The organism is Pseudanabaena sp. SR411 (assembly GCF_002251945.1).
GTDB lineage: Bacteria > Cyanobacteriota > Cyanobacteriia > Pseudanabaenales > Pseudanabaenaceae > Pseudanabaena.
In genome coordinates this window covers 1-17054 of sequence record NZ_NDHW01000042.1, presented here as the reverse complement: position 1 = coordinate 17054, position 17054 = coordinate 1, and the positions used below count along the sequence as shown (strand labels likewise).

General features: G+C 41.1%; 18 protein-coding genes and 1 tRNA gene. 8 read left to right on the top strand and 11 right to left on the bottom strand.

The window, feature by feature from the left end; genetic code table 11:
• Positions 1–241 precede the first annotated feature (241 nt).
• Positions 242–778 (top strand): cyclic nucleotide-binding domain-containing protein, encoded by a 537-nt coding sequence (locus B9G53_RS02760; RefSeq protein ID WP_094528800.1) that lies wholly within the window; start codon positions 242–244, stop codon positions 776–778.
• A 256-nt stretch (positions 779–1034) separates the two neighbouring features.
• On the opposite strand, the gene B9G53_RS02755 is transcribed toward B9G53_RS02760, so the two are convergent.
• The 3 genes from B9G53_RS02755 to efp all read right to left on the bottom strand — a co-directional run bounded on the left by B9G53_RS02755 (position 1035) and on the right by efp (position 2514).
• Positions 1035–1271: a hypothetical protein gene (locus B9G53_RS02755; RefSeq protein ID WP_094528799.1), complete on the bottom strand. Its 237-nt coding sequence runs from the start codon at positions 1269–1271 to the stop codon at positions 1035–1037.
• A 190-nt stretch (positions 1272–1461) separates the two neighbouring features.
• Positions 1462–1953 (bottom strand): acetyl-CoA carboxylase biotin carboxyl carrier protein, encoded by a 492-nt coding sequence (accB, locus tag B9G53_RS02750; RefSeq protein ID WP_094528797.1) that lies wholly within the window; start codon positions 1951–1953, stop codon positions 1462–1464.
• Positions 1954–2514 (bottom strand): elongation factor P, encoded by a 561-nt coding sequence (efp, locus tag B9G53_RS02745; RefSeq protein WP_094528795.1) that lies wholly within the window; start codon positions 2512–2514, stop codon positions 1954–1956.
• A gap of 244 nt (positions 2515–2758) precedes the next feature.
• Here efp and trxA point away from each other — a divergent pair, with 244 nt between their 5' ends.
• The gene (gene trxA, locus B9G53_RS02740) at positions 2759–3076 is read left to right on the top strand and encodes a thioredoxin (RefSeq protein ID WP_094528793.1); all 318 of its coding nucleotides are present in this window, start codon (positions 2759–2761) and stop codon (positions 3074–3076) included.
• A gap of 92 nt (positions 3077–3168) precedes the next feature.
• Here trxA and B9G53_RS02735 read toward each other — a convergent pair whose 3' ends face one another.
• Positions 3169–4209, bottom strand: coding sequence for a GTP-binding protein (locus B9G53_RS02735; protein ID WP_254923527.1), 1041 nt, complete (start codon positions 4207–4209; stop codon positions 3169–3171).
• Between the two features lie 344 nt (positions 4210–4553).
• Here B9G53_RS02735 and B9G53_RS02730 point away from each other — a divergent pair, with 344 nt between their 5' ends.
• Positions 4554–5045 carry a hypothetical protein gene (locus B9G53_RS02730; protein WP_094528788.1) on the top strand — a complete coding sequence of 164 codons (492 nt, stop codon included), beginning with the start codon at positions 4554–4556 and terminating at the stop codon, positions 5043–5045.
• Between the two features lie 9 nt (positions 5046–5054).
• Here B9G53_RS02730 and B9G53_RS02725 read toward each other — a convergent pair whose 3' ends face one another.
• Both B9G53_RS02725 and B9G53_RS02720 read right to left on the bottom strand, forming a co-directional pair.
• Positions 5055–5399 (bottom strand): hypothetical protein, encoded by a 345-nt coding sequence (locus B9G53_RS02725; protein WP_094528786.1) that lies wholly within the window; start codon positions 5397–5399, stop codon positions 5055–5057.
• Between the two features lie 88 nt (positions 5400–5487).
• The gene (locus B9G53_RS02720; RefSeq protein ID WP_094528784.1) at positions 5488–6063 is read right to left on the bottom strand and encodes a DUF6272 family protein; all 576 of its coding nucleotides are present in this window, start codon (positions 6061–6063) and stop codon (positions 5488–5490) included.
• A gap of 486 nt (positions 6064–6549) precedes the next feature.
• Between B9G53_RS02720 and B9G53_RS02715 the strand changes: the two genes are divergently transcribed.
• The gene (locus B9G53_RS02715) at positions 6550–6771 is read left to right on the top strand and encodes a DDE transposase family protein (protein WP_094528781.1); all 222 of its coding nucleotides are present in this window, start codon (positions 6550–6552) and stop codon (positions 6769–6771) included.
• Positions 6772–6952: 181 nt separating this feature from the next.
• On the opposite strand, the gene B9G53_RS02710 is transcribed toward B9G53_RS02715, so the two are convergent.
• The 3 genes from B9G53_RS02710 to B9G53_RS27115 all read right to left on the bottom strand — a co-directional run bounded on the left by B9G53_RS02710 (position 6953) and on the right by B9G53_RS27115 (position 8062).
• A complete protein-coding gene (locus B9G53_RS02710) occupies positions 6953–7327 on the bottom strand; it encodes a transposase (protein ID WP_094528779.1) in 375 nt (124 codons plus the stop codon).
• 103 nt (positions 7328–7430) lie between these two features.
• Positions 7431–7763 (bottom strand): transposase, encoded by a 333-nt coding sequence (locus B9G53_RS02705; protein WP_094528777.1) that lies wholly within the window; start codon positions 7761–7763, stop codon positions 7431–7433.
• A gap of 140 nt (positions 7764–7903) precedes the next feature.
• On the bottom strand, positions 7904–8062 hold the full coding sequence (locus tag B9G53_RS27115; RefSeq protein ID WP_176453066.1) for a hypothetical protein: 159 nt from the start codon (positions 8060–8062) through the stop codon (positions 7904–7906).
• Here B9G53_RS27115 and B9G53_RS02700 point away from each other — a divergent pair.
• Positions 8061–9068, top strand: coding sequence for an ATP-binding cassette domain-containing protein (locus B9G53_RS02700; protein WP_094528775.1), 1008 nt, complete (start codon positions 8061–8063; stop codon positions 9066–9068). The genes B9G53_RS27115 and B9G53_RS02700 overlap by 2 nt on opposite strands.
• 184 nt (positions 9069–9252) lie before the next feature.
• A complete protein-coding gene (locus tag B9G53_RS02695; RefSeq protein ID WP_094528774.1) occupies positions 9253–10839 on the top strand; it encodes a mechanosensitive ion channel in 1587 nt (528 codons plus the stop codon).
• Between the two features lie 118 nt (positions 10840–10957).
• Here B9G53_RS02695 and B9G53_RS02690 read toward each other — a convergent pair whose 3' ends face one another.
• Positions 10958–11914, bottom strand: a complete 957-nt coding sequence (locus B9G53_RS02690) for a sugar phosphate nucleotidyltransferase (protein ID WP_094528773.1) — start codon at positions 11912–11914, stop codon at positions 10958–10960.
• A 61-nt stretch (positions 11915–11975) separates the two neighbouring features.
• Here B9G53_RS02690 and B9G53_RS02685 point away from each other — a divergent pair, with 61 nt between their 5' ends.
• A complete protein-coding gene (locus B9G53_RS02685) occupies positions 11976–13055 on the top strand; it encodes an LCP family protein (protein ID WP_254923524.1) in 1080 nt (359 codons plus the stop codon).
• Between the two features lie 40 nt (positions 13056–13095).
• On the opposite strand, the gene B9G53_RS02680 is transcribed toward B9G53_RS02685, so the two are convergent.
• Positions 13096–13169: transfer RNA gene (locus B9G53_RS02680), tRNA-Arg, on the bottom strand.
• A 434-nt stretch (positions 13170–13603) separates the two neighbouring features.
• Between B9G53_RS02680 and B9G53_RS02675 the strand changes: the two genes are divergently transcribed.
• Positions 13604–16618 (top strand): choice-of-anchor Q domain-containing protein, encoded by a 3015-nt coding sequence (locus B9G53_RS02675; protein ID WP_094528772.1) that lies wholly within the window; start codon positions 13604–13606, stop codon positions 16616–16618.
• Positions 16619–17054 lie beyond the last annotated feature (436 nt).

The window sequence follows — 17054 nt, the reverse complement described above, 5'->3', positions numbered from 1 at the left end:
ACTTTATGTCGCCTTTATCGTTATAGTAGAAACCTTACAGCAATTACTGATCAAACAAACTACAAGAGATTTTTTTAAAGTGTTGCTAAGCAACACTTTAAAAAAATCTCTTGGTTTGGGTTTAAACACAAAGCCCTGTAAAATTACTATTTCTTAAATTTTTTGATTAGCATTACTATTTGTACAAAAGAATCTGCAAGAATATGACTTCTTACGTTTTATCCAGTTACAGAGGTTAAATGTGAAGAAAATTTTACTTTTCTTTAGCGAACTCAATAATAGTGACCTTGACTGGTTTGTCCAGAAAGGCAAAAGGGAGACAATTACCCCCGATCGCTTATTAATCCGCGAAGGTCAGATCAGCGAAGCTCTGTACATTGTCGTGAGTGGTTCGTTTAGTGTTGCCATTGAATCGCAAGATCAGAAAGAACTTGCGAGAATTTCTGAAGGAGAAATAGTTGGCGAAGTATCTTTTATTGACACTCGACCTCCCCTTGCGAGTGTGCGATCGCTAGAAGAAAGCGTCGTACTATCAATACCCAGAGTGCAACTCTTATCGAAACTCCAACAAGATATAAATTTTTCGTCACGATTTTATCGCGCTATCTGTCTTTGTCTTTCTGATCGCCTACGTGGTACTGTGAGCCGCCTTGGATATGGCTATGATCTAGATGATTTAGAATCTCATCTTGGTGGGTTTGGTCAGTCTATGATCGGCAACTTAGAGTTAGCCGAAGCTAAGTTTAACTGGTTGATCAAAAATGTACGTGGTTCTTAGACTTTCCTATATTTCTCGAAGCCTCATAAGTAGATGAACGTAATTACAGCACTTTGCGCTCAAACCCAAACCAAGAAAAAATTTGAAAGCGTTGCGAAGCAACGCTTTCAAATTTTTTCTTGTGGTTCGTTTGATTGGTAATTGCTGTAATTAAAAACCGAAACCCGTAAAGTTGTAACTTTACGGGTTTCGGTAATTTATTTTGTCCAAGTACTTAGTAGCGCGTCTATCGAGATTTGAGAGAAATAGATAAAATTTAAAACACATGAAAAACCGTAACGCCGAGAATTGATTCAACAACTGCCGCAATCACTAATCCTGTCCAAAATCTTCCTACGGTTCTACTGAAACCGAGGGCATTATCTTCACGACTGGCTGTAAAAAACATTGACCAAGCTTGAGTTTCGCTTAGACGCGCAAATTGATTAAAGTCTTCACGAAAAGCGATCGGTGTGAAAAGTTTTTCGCCACTAAAGTCAAATTTGGTTTCCATAGTTTTCTCCTTAAGATTGGAATTTCCTTGATAAATTATTTGTTTTCGATGTTGTTATCTTAACAATTGTTTACAATTAAACACAATATCTCTTAAGTGTGGTCTAAAAATATCGCAAGACATAGAAAAGACGGCACATAGAGCCGCCTTTTGAGATAAAAAAAGAGTCGCGTTGCGACTCTTTTTTTGTTTAATTTGCTTCGATTCGCATTAAAACTTGACCATACTCAACTGGTTGAGTATTGTCCACCAGAATTTCCACGATTTTGCCAGACGATTCTGATTCGATCTCATTCATTAACTTCATAGCTTCGATGATGCAAACTGTGTGCCCTTTTTTGACAGTATCTCCAATCTCCACAAACGGAGCCTCGTCAGGGGCTGGAGAACGATAGAAAGTACCAACCATCGGCGATGTGATCTCGATGAGTTTTTTGGAGGGAAGAGAGTCAGCAACTGTGGTGGTATGCACGACAGGGCTTATAGAGGTATGCTCGATCGCTGCTGAGTTTACAGCGGAGCCAACAGCAGATGTTGGCATAACCACAGGCATTGTCGAAACTCTAGTTTCGCTTTTACGGATACTCAGACGGACATCGCCTGATTCTAGCGTCAGTTCGGTAATATCCGTCTTATTTAGAATCGTGACTAATTCACGTACTTGATCTAAGCTAAATTCCACCTAATTTTCACGCCCCAAATACGTGTCTTCACGAGTATCAATTTTGATGCGATCGCCAATATTCACAAATAGGGGAACATTGATTGATGCGCCAGTTTCCACCTTAGCAGCTTTGCTACCACCCGTTGCTGTATCACCCTTTAGTCCGGGATCAGTTTCGATTACTTCTAGTACAACAGTATTGGGTAACTCCACATCAATTACCCGATCGCCCCAACGCACGACATTAACTTCCATGCCTTCTTTAATATATTTGACACGACTGCCAATTTGGGCTGAGGTCAAATTAGCTTCTTCATAGCTTTGCATATCCATAAAGACATAATCATCTCCGTCTTTATAGGTGTGCTGCATGGAGCTTTTTTCCAGAACAGCTTGAGGAACCATTTCCCCAGCTCTGAAAGTTCTTTCTAGGTTTTTACCTGTCATGGCGCTTTTGAGAGTGGTGCGGACAAAAGCCGAACCTTTGCCTGGCTTTACGTGTAAAAATTCAACTACACGCCAGACTTCGCCATCAAGTTCAATTGTTACGCCGGGTCGAAAATCGTTACTAGAGATCATTGCAGATTGAGTAATAGCCAGTGACAATTTTATCCTAGCGATGTAACCTTTGCGACAAAAAAATTCAAAACCCAAAAGAGAGTTGCAGCGAACTCTCTTTTGGGTTTTGGTTTTTAACTAAAATGGCGATAGGTATAAATCGTTTTTTGGAGAAATTCTACCGATGTTTTAAAGCCCCAAATTAGCATCTCCTACTTTTATAGCAATTGTTATAGAATTGAGTTTTTAGAGGAGCGATCGCTACATGTCAGTAAAAAAGCAGTTTGGTAGTTTTGATGAATTGTTGGAAAGTTCAGAATTGCCTGTTCTGGTAGATTTTTATGCGCCTTGGTGTGGTCCTTGCCAATTGATGACAGGGATTTTGGACAAGGTGAGTGAAAAGATGAAAGACAAAGTTCAAATTGTCAAGATCAATACTGATAATTACCCCGATCTCGCCTCACAGTACAAAGTTTATGCTTTGCCAACATTGGTTCTATTTAAAGATGGAGCGCCTGTTGATCGAGTTGAGGGGGTAATTCAAGCCGATCAACTATGCGATCGCTTAGCGGTACATGCGTAATCAAAAAACATCTCTAAGGGAAGCACAGTAAAATAAAGAACCAAATTTTTAGTGCCTCGGCAAAGCCGAGGCACTAAAAATTTGGTTCTTTGTTAAACGAGACAGTCTGTAAGCTGTGCTAATAGTTCTTCACGGTGTAAATCACGACCGATAATTACTAATTGATTTTTTAAAGATTTGCCACGATCATCGGTTTTGAGTTCGTAACGCTTGCCACTCAGTTGAAAAACATAGCGATTGTCGATATTTGCGAACCACAGAATACCCTTGGCACGAAAAACATCGGTTGGTAATTGCTTGTCAAGAAAATTTTGAAATTTATCAAGATTAAAAGCGCGATCGCTTTGGAATGAAATTGATATAAATCCGTCGTTGTCTAGGTGATTGGAATGGTGATGATGCTCATGATCGTGATGATCCTGTTGGCAGTCGGAATCATGGCTGTGTTTATGGGTATGAGCGTGGTCATGGTCGTGGTGGGTGTGATCGTCATGCTTGTGATGATCAGCCTCTTGACTGGACTCTTGGGTGGCGGCGATCGCTGATTGGTCGATCTGGATATCCAAAATTAGTGGCAGTGGCACAACTCCTAACTGCGATCGCAAGATCCGAGCTTTAGTCTTGGTCTTATTAATGTAAGCCTCTAGTTCTTGCAGCTTTTCTTCGCTAACTAGATCGGTTTTATTAAGAATGATAATGTCGCCATACATAATTTGTGAGTAGGCTACCTCACTGTTGAAATGCTCAGAGGTAAAAGCTTCCGAGTCAACTACCGTCAAAATCGAATCAAGGCGCGTCAAATGCTGCAACTCAGTACCTAAAAAAGTGAGCGCGATCGGTAAAGGATCAGCAACGCCTGTAGTCTCAACAATCATGTAATCAATGCGATCGCCCTTTTCAAGGACATTGTAAACAGCATCCACTAGCCCATCATTGATGGTGCAGCAAATACAGCCATTGCTCAATTCCATCATGTTTTCATCGATGGATACTAGCAACTGACTATCAATGTTGATATCCCCAAACTCATTTACTAAAACTGCAACCTTCAAATCCTGTTGATTTTGCAAAATGTGGTTGAGTAAAGTGGTTTTGCCACTGCCTAAAAAACCTGTAATGATCGTAACGGGCATCCCACGTTTGGGGACATCTACATCAATAACGTCTGGTGTAGTTTCTTGTTTACTTTCTTGTTTAACAGTGCGATCAGAAGTGAGCATGGACTTTAGGCAAGAATAACTTTAGATTTCCATTTTAGCCGATTATCATAGGTCTCGACCAATGTGAAACCTGCATAAGGTAAAGGCAGGGCAGAGCATCATCTTTACTTTATGAGTTTTATGTCTTAAGTTTACTAAGTAGTTGGGCTTAATAAAAAAACAAGGTCAAAAACTGTAGCGCAGTCTGCACCACAGTTTTTGGGGTTTATATTCAATTGCACCCAGCTACTTAGCAATAGATTTTTTGTGCGAATACCATGTCAGCTCCCAAAACTCGCATTGCCTTCAGTGTAACTGATATCCTCGCTGCCCTAGAATTGCGACTGGAACCCGAAGAAGCAATTAATAAGTTGCCATTAACTAGAGCATTAGAGCAATGTTTGTCATTTGCACAAGCTAATAATTGTATTGACCTTTCTGAATTAATTAAGCAAGAGCTTGATGGCTATAGTAGCCACCCCCCTAACTATCGATATGTACAATTGAGTTATTTTGATGCTGGCGGACAGTTGATCAATGGATTAAGTCAATACAGCATTTATCCTGTAGTTACAGGAGTTGGCAAATTAGAACTACATCTTAAAAATGGGATGACGTTAATTTTGCCAAAACAGATTTTGACATTTTTATCGCAAGTTTCAGGTCGTGAGGTGGATACTGGTCATATTTCACCAGCCGTGATTAATAGTCTTTTGGGAATTATTCGTAACGAAATTATCTACAAAATCAGCAAAGATATTTCGAAGTAAGTCAATTAGCTAAACCCAATCCAACTTTAGAGCGGGCATTAATCTTTGCAGATTTTTTAAGGATTTTCCTTGCCAAGGTATATTTTCAGAGCCTTGGACAACAATCTTAATAGTCTCTTTTTGGCGAACTTTGATCACAAATTTAGATAGAACATTAATACCTGAACTATTTAAGAATTCTAATTGACAGAGATTTAAGGTGATCTTTTTAGGATTTTGTTCAATTACATTTTCTAAAATTTGGACAATTGGGGCATATTCTTCTGTCCCTGCTAGACGTAAAGATCCTTGACAATAGATAACTGTATCTGATTGTTCATACCAGACCCGATAATCATCCCCTTTAACTTCCATTCTTTAAATTCTCCTAATATAAACTTGATGAATATTTTTAGTAAAACTCACTAGAAAAGACTCTAATGATTTTTGATTAAATATGTTGCTAGAGAGGTAACTGAACCATTGTTGTTACTATTGTGGCAGGATTATTGCCAGAAACCTGTTCAAACTTCCACCCTAGGACTGCATCATAGTCCATAATCATGGTCAAATAGCCAAGTCCAGAACTTTCAGATTCATCAATGTCAACACTTTTTTCAACTTGGTTAATATACATTTCACCAATATCACCAGTAGTAATTTCTTGTAAGTAGGACTGAAAATTAGCGATCGCATCTTGATGAACACTATTTTTTGATAGAAATATTAGGCGATCGCTAAACAAATGTACTTCTAGATTAATTGGTTGTCCTGCGCTTTTATCACTATATTTCATTGCATTTTCTAGCAATTCATTAGCGACAAAACTAACTGCATGACGCACTTCAGTTTGTTTATTTAAAGCAGCACTAGTATCGCCTGGGAAAAAGTTTTTAACATAGTCCCCTAGGAAATCGGCGGAAAGCCCATTTGTCTTCCAGCGTAGTTGAATTGGTAGAGAGGATGGAGAAAATCCGAGAACCAAAAATTCGCTTCTTTCCGAAAAATCTTCTGTAAATTCTCCAAAGACTTGCGCCATAGTTAACGCCATTTTGTAATGTTTGTATTTATTGGGGATCTCTTAAGTAGCTTGCAATATTTTACAAAACTTTAACAAATCTATGCTTTCTTGTACTACGTTTAGGGACATGATGCAAGCTGCTAAATTGCATAAATCATGAGATTTCACCATCATTATGCTCTGAATATAGCAATTTCAAGCAATTTAGAAGATTATGACTTCGCCGTAAAACAAGGAACCCGATTTTTGATGGCACGGCTTCGCTGTGCCATCAAAAATCGGGTTCCTTATTAAATTGCAGAACCCTTATGCTAATTTGTGAGATGGACAAACGTAGGCTGCACTTCCCACAAATAATTTATAATTGCTACATTTACAGCGCTTTACGCTCAAACCCGAACCAAGAGAACTTTTGCAAGTGTTACGTCACAACACTTGCAAAAGTTTTCCTTGGGTTCAGTTGATCAGTAGTAGCTGTATGTAATCTAGCCTGTAACTAATCCTATGTCTTCTCAAATTGACAATTCACAGAATCTCTACGATCGCGTTGCATCAAATCAGTGGTTTATTTGTAAACGTGATACTGGTATTTGCGAAATTGTCAACAGCGATCACCAAGAGGAAATTTTAAATTCTGTGGAAACATGGGGCGCATTTGCCTCTCAAGGTGAAGCGATCGCCAAACGAGTTGGCTTAATTCGCGCTGGTAAGTGTAAACCCCAATAAGAGTGAAATTAACATTTTGCGCTTAAACCCAAAGATTTTTTAAAAGTTTTGCGAAGCAAAACTTTTAAAAAATCTTTGGTGGTTCGTTTGAACAGTAAGTGCTGGAAGCGATCGCTTGTCAGTCTAGCTGTTAAAATGAGAAGTCATTGAAGTGAAGCCAAGCTCAATACATACAGCTTTCTCAATTTCCGTTAGTGTCATTATTTATTCGCCACCGATTTGAGGTCATGCCTAGTTGCTGTTGAGCGTTAGGCAAGTTTTTTTGTAAGGTTTTAGGCAATCCTAATGTCCCGTCACTCGCCACTAATTGCACCTCGGTTGGTTCTAATCCGCGCTCGATAGGACGCTCAAAAAACTGACTCCACTCTGTTTCCCCTTCCTCCGTGTCAATTTCATAGTGCAGGACTTCATAAGAGCCGTCTTCCCACACAGCCATTGCTACCAAAACTACACGTTCTTCTGCTTCTCGACGCTGACACAGATGTCCAGCACGGTCTTCCTTAAATTCATCTCGTGTGTATTGAATATCCACCCATACTCCATCGACGAGCATCATCTTAGGTGTTTAGCTAAGTCGCGGCGGGTATTTAGTTGGTTTTGGACGGCAAGTATAACTTCATTCACAGCAGTACGGAAAATTGGTATCGTTACCGTATTTGCTACTCCCTCTCGCTGTTGTGCCGTCGCAGTTTCGGCACTCGTAAGTTGCTCATATGTCCATACTGTGTATCGAGTCCCCGTTGAAAATAGCCTGAACGCCTTGGTCTGTCTGAAGCCAATTTGGCTAGCTCTGCTTTCACTTCTTCCTCTAGAGCCGATTCTAGTACTGTTTTGGCTACTTCGAGCACGGCTGACTTCATTGCTTGTTCTAATGCTTCATCCAGTTCTGGCTGAAAACTTGTAGCTTTACCCCGTAGAATTTGTTGTTCTCGTTTTGCTATAGCAATCCTAAATGGTTTGTGGAAGGACACCCCGATGGGGTGTCCTTCCACAAACCAAAAAAATCCACAAATGATATAGGACTGCTATATGTTCATGGGTGCTTGCTTAGATCACTTTATTTCCATTTCCCCTACTTTCAGCTATTCTTTCTCCTCTAATCAAGTGACTAAATAATGACACTAACCAAGAATTAATGATGCGGCGCAAAGCGCCGCATCATTAATTCTTGGGTGATGGAAGGAGTATTATCTGTCTCAGGATTACTGAGGGATGAAGATTTTATTGCAGTTTTAAGAACGACACGGTTAAAATAAATGTTTAACAGAACGTAATACTTAGATACATCCATGCAATCGGCAGTAAGAATTGAAAATCTCAGGAAAACTTATGGCGAGACTGTTGCCGTAGATGGAATTTCTCTAAATGTTACACAGGGTCAAATATATGGACTGTTAGGTCCGAATGGGGCAGGCAAAACTACAACCATGCGTTGTCTTTGTACGCTGACTATGCCTGATTCAGGGTTAATTGAAGTAGCTGGGGCAACTGAAGCAAGGGCTATCCGCAATCGTCTAGGCTACGTTGCTCAAGAAGTTGCTCTAGATAAAGTCCTGACGGGACGCGAATTATTACGTTTTCAAGCAGCTTTGTATCACATTCCGCCAAAACAAATCGGCGATCGCATTGACAGTGTATTAGATTTACTACAACTAGAGCCTTACGCTGATAAGCTCTCAGGGACATATTCGGGTGGTCTCAAAAAGCGTTTAGACTTGGCTGCGGGGTTACTGCATCAACCATCGGTACTAATTCTTGATGAGCCAACGGTGGGCTTGGATATCCAGAGTCGGATTGCAATTTGGGAGTTTTTACGCAAGCTCCGAGCTTCAGGTGTGACCGTATTGATTAGCAGTCATTACCTTGAAGAAATTGATGCACTTGCCGATCGCGTAGCAATTATTGATAAGGGCAAAATTATCGCTGAAGGCACGACCAATGACTTAAAGACTAAGGTTGGTGGCGATCGCATCACGGTGAGGATTCGGGAGTTTGCCGAGCGTCATGAAGCTGAACATGCTCAAAAGATTTTGCAGCAGCTACCAATTGTGCAGAGCATTACGATTAATTCGGCTCAAGGTAATGCCGTTAACTTATTTGTCACCCCTGATGCTAACGCCATTAGCGAAATTCAAAACATCTTGGCGGCGGTTGATATTGAAGTATTCAGTCTGTCCCAGTCTCGCCCTAGCCTTGACGATGTATTTCTTGCAGCGACGGGGCAAACCATTCTTGATGCTGAAATTGCTCAGTCGGAGATATTGACGGCAAGTAAAGGCAAAAAGAAGAGCAAGTAGATTCATTGTCCAAGTAAAAAAGATGGGGCGCTTTGCGCCCCATCTTTTTTACTTGGGTTTTAGTAAAGTTTTTTATAGCAAATACAAGGTGAATCTTAACTATTACTGGCTATTTCACATCTATCACTGCATTTAATATACGGTAAGGAGTTATTTTCCTTAGTTCTTTACATTGAGGTGCAGTATGCGTGATTTCACGTCTTTCATCTTGGCTCAAACCTCGACGACCAGAAGTTTTGCAATAGAAGATTTACTTAGACCTGATGGAATTGTATTGCAGCTAGTCTTTGCGATCGCCATTTTAGTCGGTGGCTGGGTAATTGCCATATTTTTCTCCTCCATGACCGAGGGTTTACTGAAACGTACAGATATTGATAATAAGCTGGCGAATTGGTTAACAGGTTCCCGTAGTAGTAGTTTGCCAATTGAGAAATGGGCAGGCACTACAGTTTTTTGGATTATCCTCCTATTTACCTTGGTGGGATTCTTCCAATTTCTTAGATTAGATGCGGTTGCTACTCCGTTAAATAGTTTACTTGCCCAGATTGCGTCATTCTTACCTAAGCTCGGTGGTGCGGCGATTCTGGCAGGGATTGCATGGGTCTTAGCAACTGTTAGCAAAGTTGTTGTGGGACGCTTTTTGCGATCAGCTCAAATTGACAGCAAAGTGAACGAGAGTGTTGGGGATGCAACCACACAAGTAATCCCTCTTAGCGAGACTCTATCTTCAGCTTTGTATTGGTTTATCTTGTTACTCTTTCTGCCCTTAGTTCTAGATACCCTTGGCTTAGTTCAAGCACTTCAGCCTTTACAAAATCTCGTCAATCAGATTTTGAGCGCTCTACCAAAAATCCTCAAAGCAGTGATGATTGGTGGTATTGGTTGGTTGATTGCTCAAGTAGTGAAGCGGATCGTGACCAATCTCTTAGCTACTAGTGGAGCAGATCGTTTTCTCCAGCGTTGGACTCCTAATCAAAGTGAATATACCCTATCTCAAGTAGTTGGGAACTTCATTTATATATTGATTCTGATTCCCACAGCTATATCCACTTTAGAAGCCTTAGAAGTTGGTGCAATCTCTCGCCCAGCAACAGCAATGCTGGATCAAGTGTTGCGCTTCCTACCTCAGATTTTTGTGGCTAGTGCGATTCTTACGGTTGCCTATTTCTTTGGTCAATTTGCGAGAGATATTATTTCTGGAATTCTTACAGGTTTAGGCTTTAACAATATTTTGCAATGGTTGGGATTTCCCGCGATCGCGGCAACGCCTCAAACCAATGCATTTAATGAAGATACTGAAAATGCCTCTATAACAACGCTTCCACCACAAACACCCTCACAAATCGTTGGAATTATTGTATTTCTGGCGATTATGCTAGTGGCGATCGCTACAGCTACCGACGTTTTACAGATTAATGCTCTGACCAGCATTGTTTTTGGTGTATTGAAAGTGTCTGGACAAGTTCTAAGCGGTGTAGTGATTTTCGCGATCGGCTTGTACCTTGCGAACCTTGCCTTTAACTTGATTACTAGCACTGGTGGTCGCCAAGCGCGAATCCTCGGTCATGCCGCCCGAATTTCCATTGTTGCGCTAATTACGGCGATGGCTCTCAAACAGATGGGTATCGCTAGTAATATCGTCGATCTAGCATTTGGCTTATTAACTGGGGCAATTGCCGTCGCGATCGCGGTTGCCTTTGGACTTGGTGGCAAAGATATCGCTTCTCAACAGTTGCGTGAATGGCTAGATTCATTCAAACGGAACGACTAATACCAAAACACAAAATGGCTACGCCATTTTGTGTTTTTAAAACCCTTACTGGGTCTGGTTTACAAATTTGATTTCAAAGCCTCGCCTAGCGAGGCTTTTTTGTCTAAACTAACTTTGTCTAAACTAACATTGAACCTGCGGCATACATACCAGAAGCGATCGCCCTATTAACAAGAGAATTTGCTCCAATTAAAGTCTGTGATGGAATGTGAGCATCTTTTCCAATAGAAGCATCTTCTCCTACATAACAAGGTGCATTCAAAACTGCTCCCTCAGCAACCTTAGCAGTTTTCGCAATCCAAACTCCCTTGCTTTGCTTCTCAGCGCGATCGCCGAAATCAAACGGAACTTTTTCTTCCAACACATCAGTCTGGGCTTGAAAATACTTCTCAGGTGTTCCCATATCCATCCAATAGCCATCCCATACAAACCCCATCATCTTCAAGCCACGCTCTAAAACATTGGGGAAAACTTTCCGTTCAAAGCTGAGAGGTTCACCCATTGGATAAATGTCAAAAATCTTTGGTTCTAAAACATAGGTTCCAGCATTAATCGTATCAATACCTTGAGCCAGAAATTCTACCGCTTGTTCTGCATTTGGTTTCTCTCGAAAAGCTTGGACTTGACTTTGCTCGTTAATTTCTACTAAGCCAAAAGGCGTAATATCAAGAACTTTTGTCAAAGTCAAAGTTGCATCAGCTTCTGTTGATTTATGAAACTTTATGAGCGATGTCAAGTCTAAATTGGTAAGAATATCGGCATTGAATACAATCAATGACTCACCTGTGAAATATGGCTCTGCAAGCTTAATTGCGCCTGCGGTATCAAGTGGTGTGGACTCTTCAACATACCGAATTTTTACACCAAAGCGATCGCCATCCCCAAAATAATCGATTACTTGTCGCGCTTGATACTGCACGTTTAGCAAAATGTCGCACACACTAGCTTCACGACAACGATTAATCATCCATTCTAAAAATGGACGATCCACCAGAGGTAGCATTGGCTTAGGACAGCCATAGGTCAAGGGTCTGAGCCTTGTTCCTTTTCCACCAGCAATAATTACAGCTTGCATAGAGTTGTTGACTTGCGGTATATGTTGTTTGTTGAGCATTATAGAAGTTATGGAGTGGTGTGTGAGCAATAGACCGATAACTGCATCCAAAGTTCGGTCAGCCGATACCACCAATCGCGCTGATTTGCCTATGAATTCACTAGAAACAACGCAAATCGATTTGCCTCAAACTACCATTACTAAAGTTAGACGCATCCCCTTTGCGAAAATCGGTTTTACTTTATCTCTACTAGTCTCAGTAGGCGTTGGTGCTTTTTTAGGGCGGATTATCCCAATTAATGCTTTGGATTGGGGGGGCTTATTAACGGGACGTAAGCCTGAAGAAGTTTTGATGGAGGGCTTAGGTCGCAAGTTAGAACGTCCTTATCAGATTCTAGTGATGGGGGTTGATCGGGTACTTGATGCTCCTCTCGGCTCTCCTGAGTCCTTTAATGGTCGTAGCGATAGTATGCTGCTGATTCGCCTCGATCCGATTGATCGTTCCGTGCATATGCTATCAATCCCTCGCGATACCCAAGTACCAATCCCAGACTATGGCGTGACCAAAATTAATGCAGCGAATGTCTACGGCGGTGCAGAACTCGCTCAAGAGGTTGTCTCAGAAAAGCTTAACGGCGTTGAAATCGATCGCTATGTCCGTCTTGATACCCATGGACTATCAGCTTTAGTTGATGCCCTTGGCGGCATTGAGGTAAATGTGCCGAAGCGGATGAAGTATGTTGACAATACGCAAAAGCTAAATATTGATCTCTATGCGGGTGTGCAGACTCTAAATGGTGAACAAGCTGAAGGCTTTTCTCGCTTTCGCCATGATGAAGATGGAGATATCGGACGGATTCAGAGGCAACAGATTGTCTTGAAAGCAGTGAAGGCAAAAATTGCTAATCCTGCGGTTGTACTACATCTTCCCGATTTGATTAACGTCATGCAAAAGCATGTGGACTCTAATCTCAGTTTTGACGAGATGATGGCGATCGCCACCTTTAGCATGACCTTAAAACCTGAACAAATCCAATCGACGAGTCTTAAAGGTAGACCCAGCGAGCCTAATGAATTTCGCTTTAGTTATTGGATTGTGAGTCCTGAGGATGTTGATCAGGCGATCGCTAACAAATTTACAACTAAGCAAAACCCTCAATAAAAAAAGCAGCGCTAGGCGCTGCTTTTTTGTTGTTTTAGGACGGGCCAGGAGGGATTCGAACCCCCGACACCGTGGTCCGTAGCCACGTGCTCTAGTCCACTGAGCTACAAGCCCTTAACTCGCGAATCTAATGATAACACAGTGTGCAATCTTGGCAAGCAAAAAATAAATTTTCTTTTGTCAAGTTATAAAAATAGCGCAAAGTCTTGCTTTTATGGTTATAGCAAACCCACAGAAATGAAGACTTGCAAACTCGCTTTCGGCGATTTTAGTTTCTCGAGCTTATCTTATTTTCAGAAGTAGGAACATGGGCGATCGCATTATGTAAGACATGGGTAGATTCAAAAGTTATAAATAAGTTATAGATAGGTTATAAAGATGGGTTTATATATGGCTTAGAGGTGCAAATAGTATTAATTTATAAATGGAATAGAGTTTTTCAATTTAATAAAGAACCAAATCTTTGATAGTGTGGCAAAGCCACACTATCAAAGATTTGGTTCTTTATTTTACGGCGAAGCCATTACATAATTTGTTAGGTGTTTGTGATGCTCAACAAAAAACAGTGTTTAAGATACATCTTCCTAGCTAGCATATTCACCTCAGCCCATGGAGCTTATGCCCAGAGTATCACTCCAGCAAATGATGGATTGAATACAAATGTGAATCAAGTAGGGAACCAATACAATATAACGGGTGGAACACAGGCAGGAGCAAACTTGTTTTACAGTTTGCAAAAATTAGGTTTATCCACAAGCGAAGTCGCTAATTTCTTGAGCAATCCCAGCGTGCAGAATGTCTTGACACGTGTAACGGGAGGGGAAGCCTCGATGATTAATGGATTGATTCAGGTGACGGGCGGAAATTCTAACCTGTTCATTCTTAACCCTGCGGGAATAGTGTTTGGAGCTAATGCGAGTTTGAATGTGCCAGCCAATTTCTCGGCTACGACCGCAACAGGAATCCAAGTAGGAAATGGATGGTTTGGAATTAATAGCAGCGTTGATGAGGTTCGCAACCTCACGGGTAATGTAACAGGCTATGGTTTTACTAACACTTTGCCGAGTTTGGATAATTCTCCATCAGGGGTAATTTCCAATGAAGGGAATCTTCAAACTAAGATCGGAAAAAGTGTCACTTTAGTGGGTGGCATGGTAGTAAATACAGGCACGATCACCACACCTGAGGGGAACATTACGATCGCAGCCACCCCTGACAATAAATTCATCAAAATTACCAATGAAGGCAGTTTGATGAGTCTCGAACTACCGATTGCTGATCAGCAAGTAGTTGGCAATGCTCCTGTGCTGCGGGGTGTGGATTTACCAAGCTTACTTATTGGTAAGATATCGGGAACGGCGATCGCATCGGGTAATTTAAATGTATCGGGAAACAATGGTGGGAATGTCCAAGTTTTGGGTGATAACGTCAGTTTAGTAAACGCCAATATAAATGCATCAGGTGTCAATGGTGGTGGCACGGTGTTGATTGGTGGCGATTTGCAAGGTACTGGCACAACACCGAAGTCGCAATCAACAAATGTTGATACAAGTAGCACGATTAATGCTGATGCGTTGGTGAATGGGCATGGGGGCAAGGTAATTTTATGGTCGGATGGGACAACGGCTTTCGATGGCACGATTACGACGAAGGGTGGGACGCTGAGCGGTAATGGTGGACTGGTAGAGACTTCTGGCAAAAACATCCTCACAGTTGGCAATAACGCTCAGGTTAATACTTCGGCATTTCAAGGGGAAATAGGTACTTGGTTGCTTGATCCGACTACGATCACTGTCGTGGCAAGTGGTGGGGTTGATGCTACTGTTGCGGCGGCGAATGCCAATGCAGGTGCTAGCACGATCAACAGCTCGACAATTGTATCGGCGCTGAATGGTACTAATGTCAACCTGACGGCAACTAATGCAATTACTGTTAATGCTGCGATTAACTCCAGCGCAAATGGTGCAAATGGGAACTTGAGATTGACTGCTCCGACAGCCAATCTGAATGCACCGATTACCTTAAGAGGGGCAAGTACCTTATCTGGTACTGCAACTACGGTTAATGTTGGCGCTGCTGGTACGGTGAAAAATGGTGTAGATGTAGCGGCGGCTGGCGCAACTGTGAATCTAGCGGCAGCTACTTATATACTAGGCGCAACGGTTCCGATTAATAAAAACCTAACAGTAAATGGTGCAGGGGCAAATAACACTACTATTAGTGGTAACAATGCTGTTAGGGTTTTTACTATTGGCGCAGGTAGAACTGTCAACATGAATGCGTTGACCATTACTAATGGAAGAAGTAATGCTGGTGGTGGTGTGTTGATCAATGTGGGCGCAGTTCTGAATCTTACTAACAGTACGATTAGCGGAAACACTGTAACTGGAATTGCAAGTAGCGGTGGTGGGATTTCCAATTTATTAGGCACTTTGAATATTACTAATAGCACTATTAGTGGAAATACTGTGACTGGGAATTTGAGTAGTGGTGGAGGAATTTCCAATTTATTAGGCACTATAAATATTACTAACAGCACCATTAGTGGAAATACTGTGACTGGGAATTTGAGTAGTGGTGGAGGAATTTCCAATACAGGCACTATAAATATTACTAACAGCACCATTAGTGGAAATACTGTGACTGGGAACTTGAGTAGTGGTGGAGGAATTTCCAATACAGGCACTATAAATCTGCTTAACGCTACTATTAGTGCTAATACGGTATCTGGAACTGGCACTACTGGTGGCGGCATCTCCAATTTATTGGGTGCAGTTAGAGTCAAGAACACCATTATTGCTGGTAATAATAATCCTAATAGACCAGATGTTTCTGGCGGATTTACCGACCAAGGTAATAACTTGATTGGTAAAAATAATGGCAGTATGGGTTTTACAGTCAGCACTCTAGTTGGCACGATCGCTGCACCAATAAATCCGCTTTTAGGTCCTTTAGCTAACAATGGGGGAGCTACTCAAACTCAAGCTTTACTTATAGGTAGCCCAGCTATTAACGCAGGTAATAACACAGGAGCGCCAACATCTGATCAGAGAGGTATCGCGATCAATGGAATTCGAGACATAGGTGCTTTTGAGGTTGCTCCACCACCTATCATCATCCCACCTGTTGTCACACCACCTGTTGAGACACCACCTGTTATCACACCAAAGCCTAATATCAATCCCAGCAAAGAAAATCGCCGAGATGATGAGAAGAAAGTTTTAGTCTTATCGTCATCACCTATAGCATTTTTATCAGTAAATGATATCGAATTCCAACGACTTAAGTCATTTCTCATCGCAGTCGTCGAGTTTATGAATCGAGATGGAGGTAACTTGGAAATAGATGCTAAAGACCTCTGGAAAGATACCAACATCAATATTATCGATGAATCCTACAATCAGGAAGTAATTAGACTTGCCATCCAGCGCTCAATTGGTAAATTCATTGGGAATGAATACATCGATCTCGTAGATGTCAATTTTGAGACTAAAAAAGATAAGAAGAGTATTCTGCTCAAGGTTCGCAAATCTCCTAAAACAGCGAAGTTATTAAAGGATTAGGAGCAGAGGTTGAGATTTAAAATAATCAATGAGGTGTGAGAAAACAAAACCTGCCTCGTCTTAAAGCCTGAAGAAGTAATTGCATTACCTAAAAATAATCGCTCAATCACATCTTCAGAAATAGCAACATAGGTGATCGCATTATCATAGGGATGATTCCATTCAAAAGTTATAAATAAGTTATAGATAAGTTACAAAGATGGATTTATATATAACTGAGATGTGCAAATAGTATTAATTTATAAATAGACTACATAATTTGCTAAGTTTTGTGATGCTCAACAAAAAACAGTGTTTAAGATACATCTTCCTAGCTAGCATATTCRCCTCAGCCCATGGAGCTTATGCCCAGAGTATCACTCCAGCAAATGATGGATTGAATACAAATGTGAATCAAGTAGGGAACCAATACAATATAACGGGTGGAACACAGTCA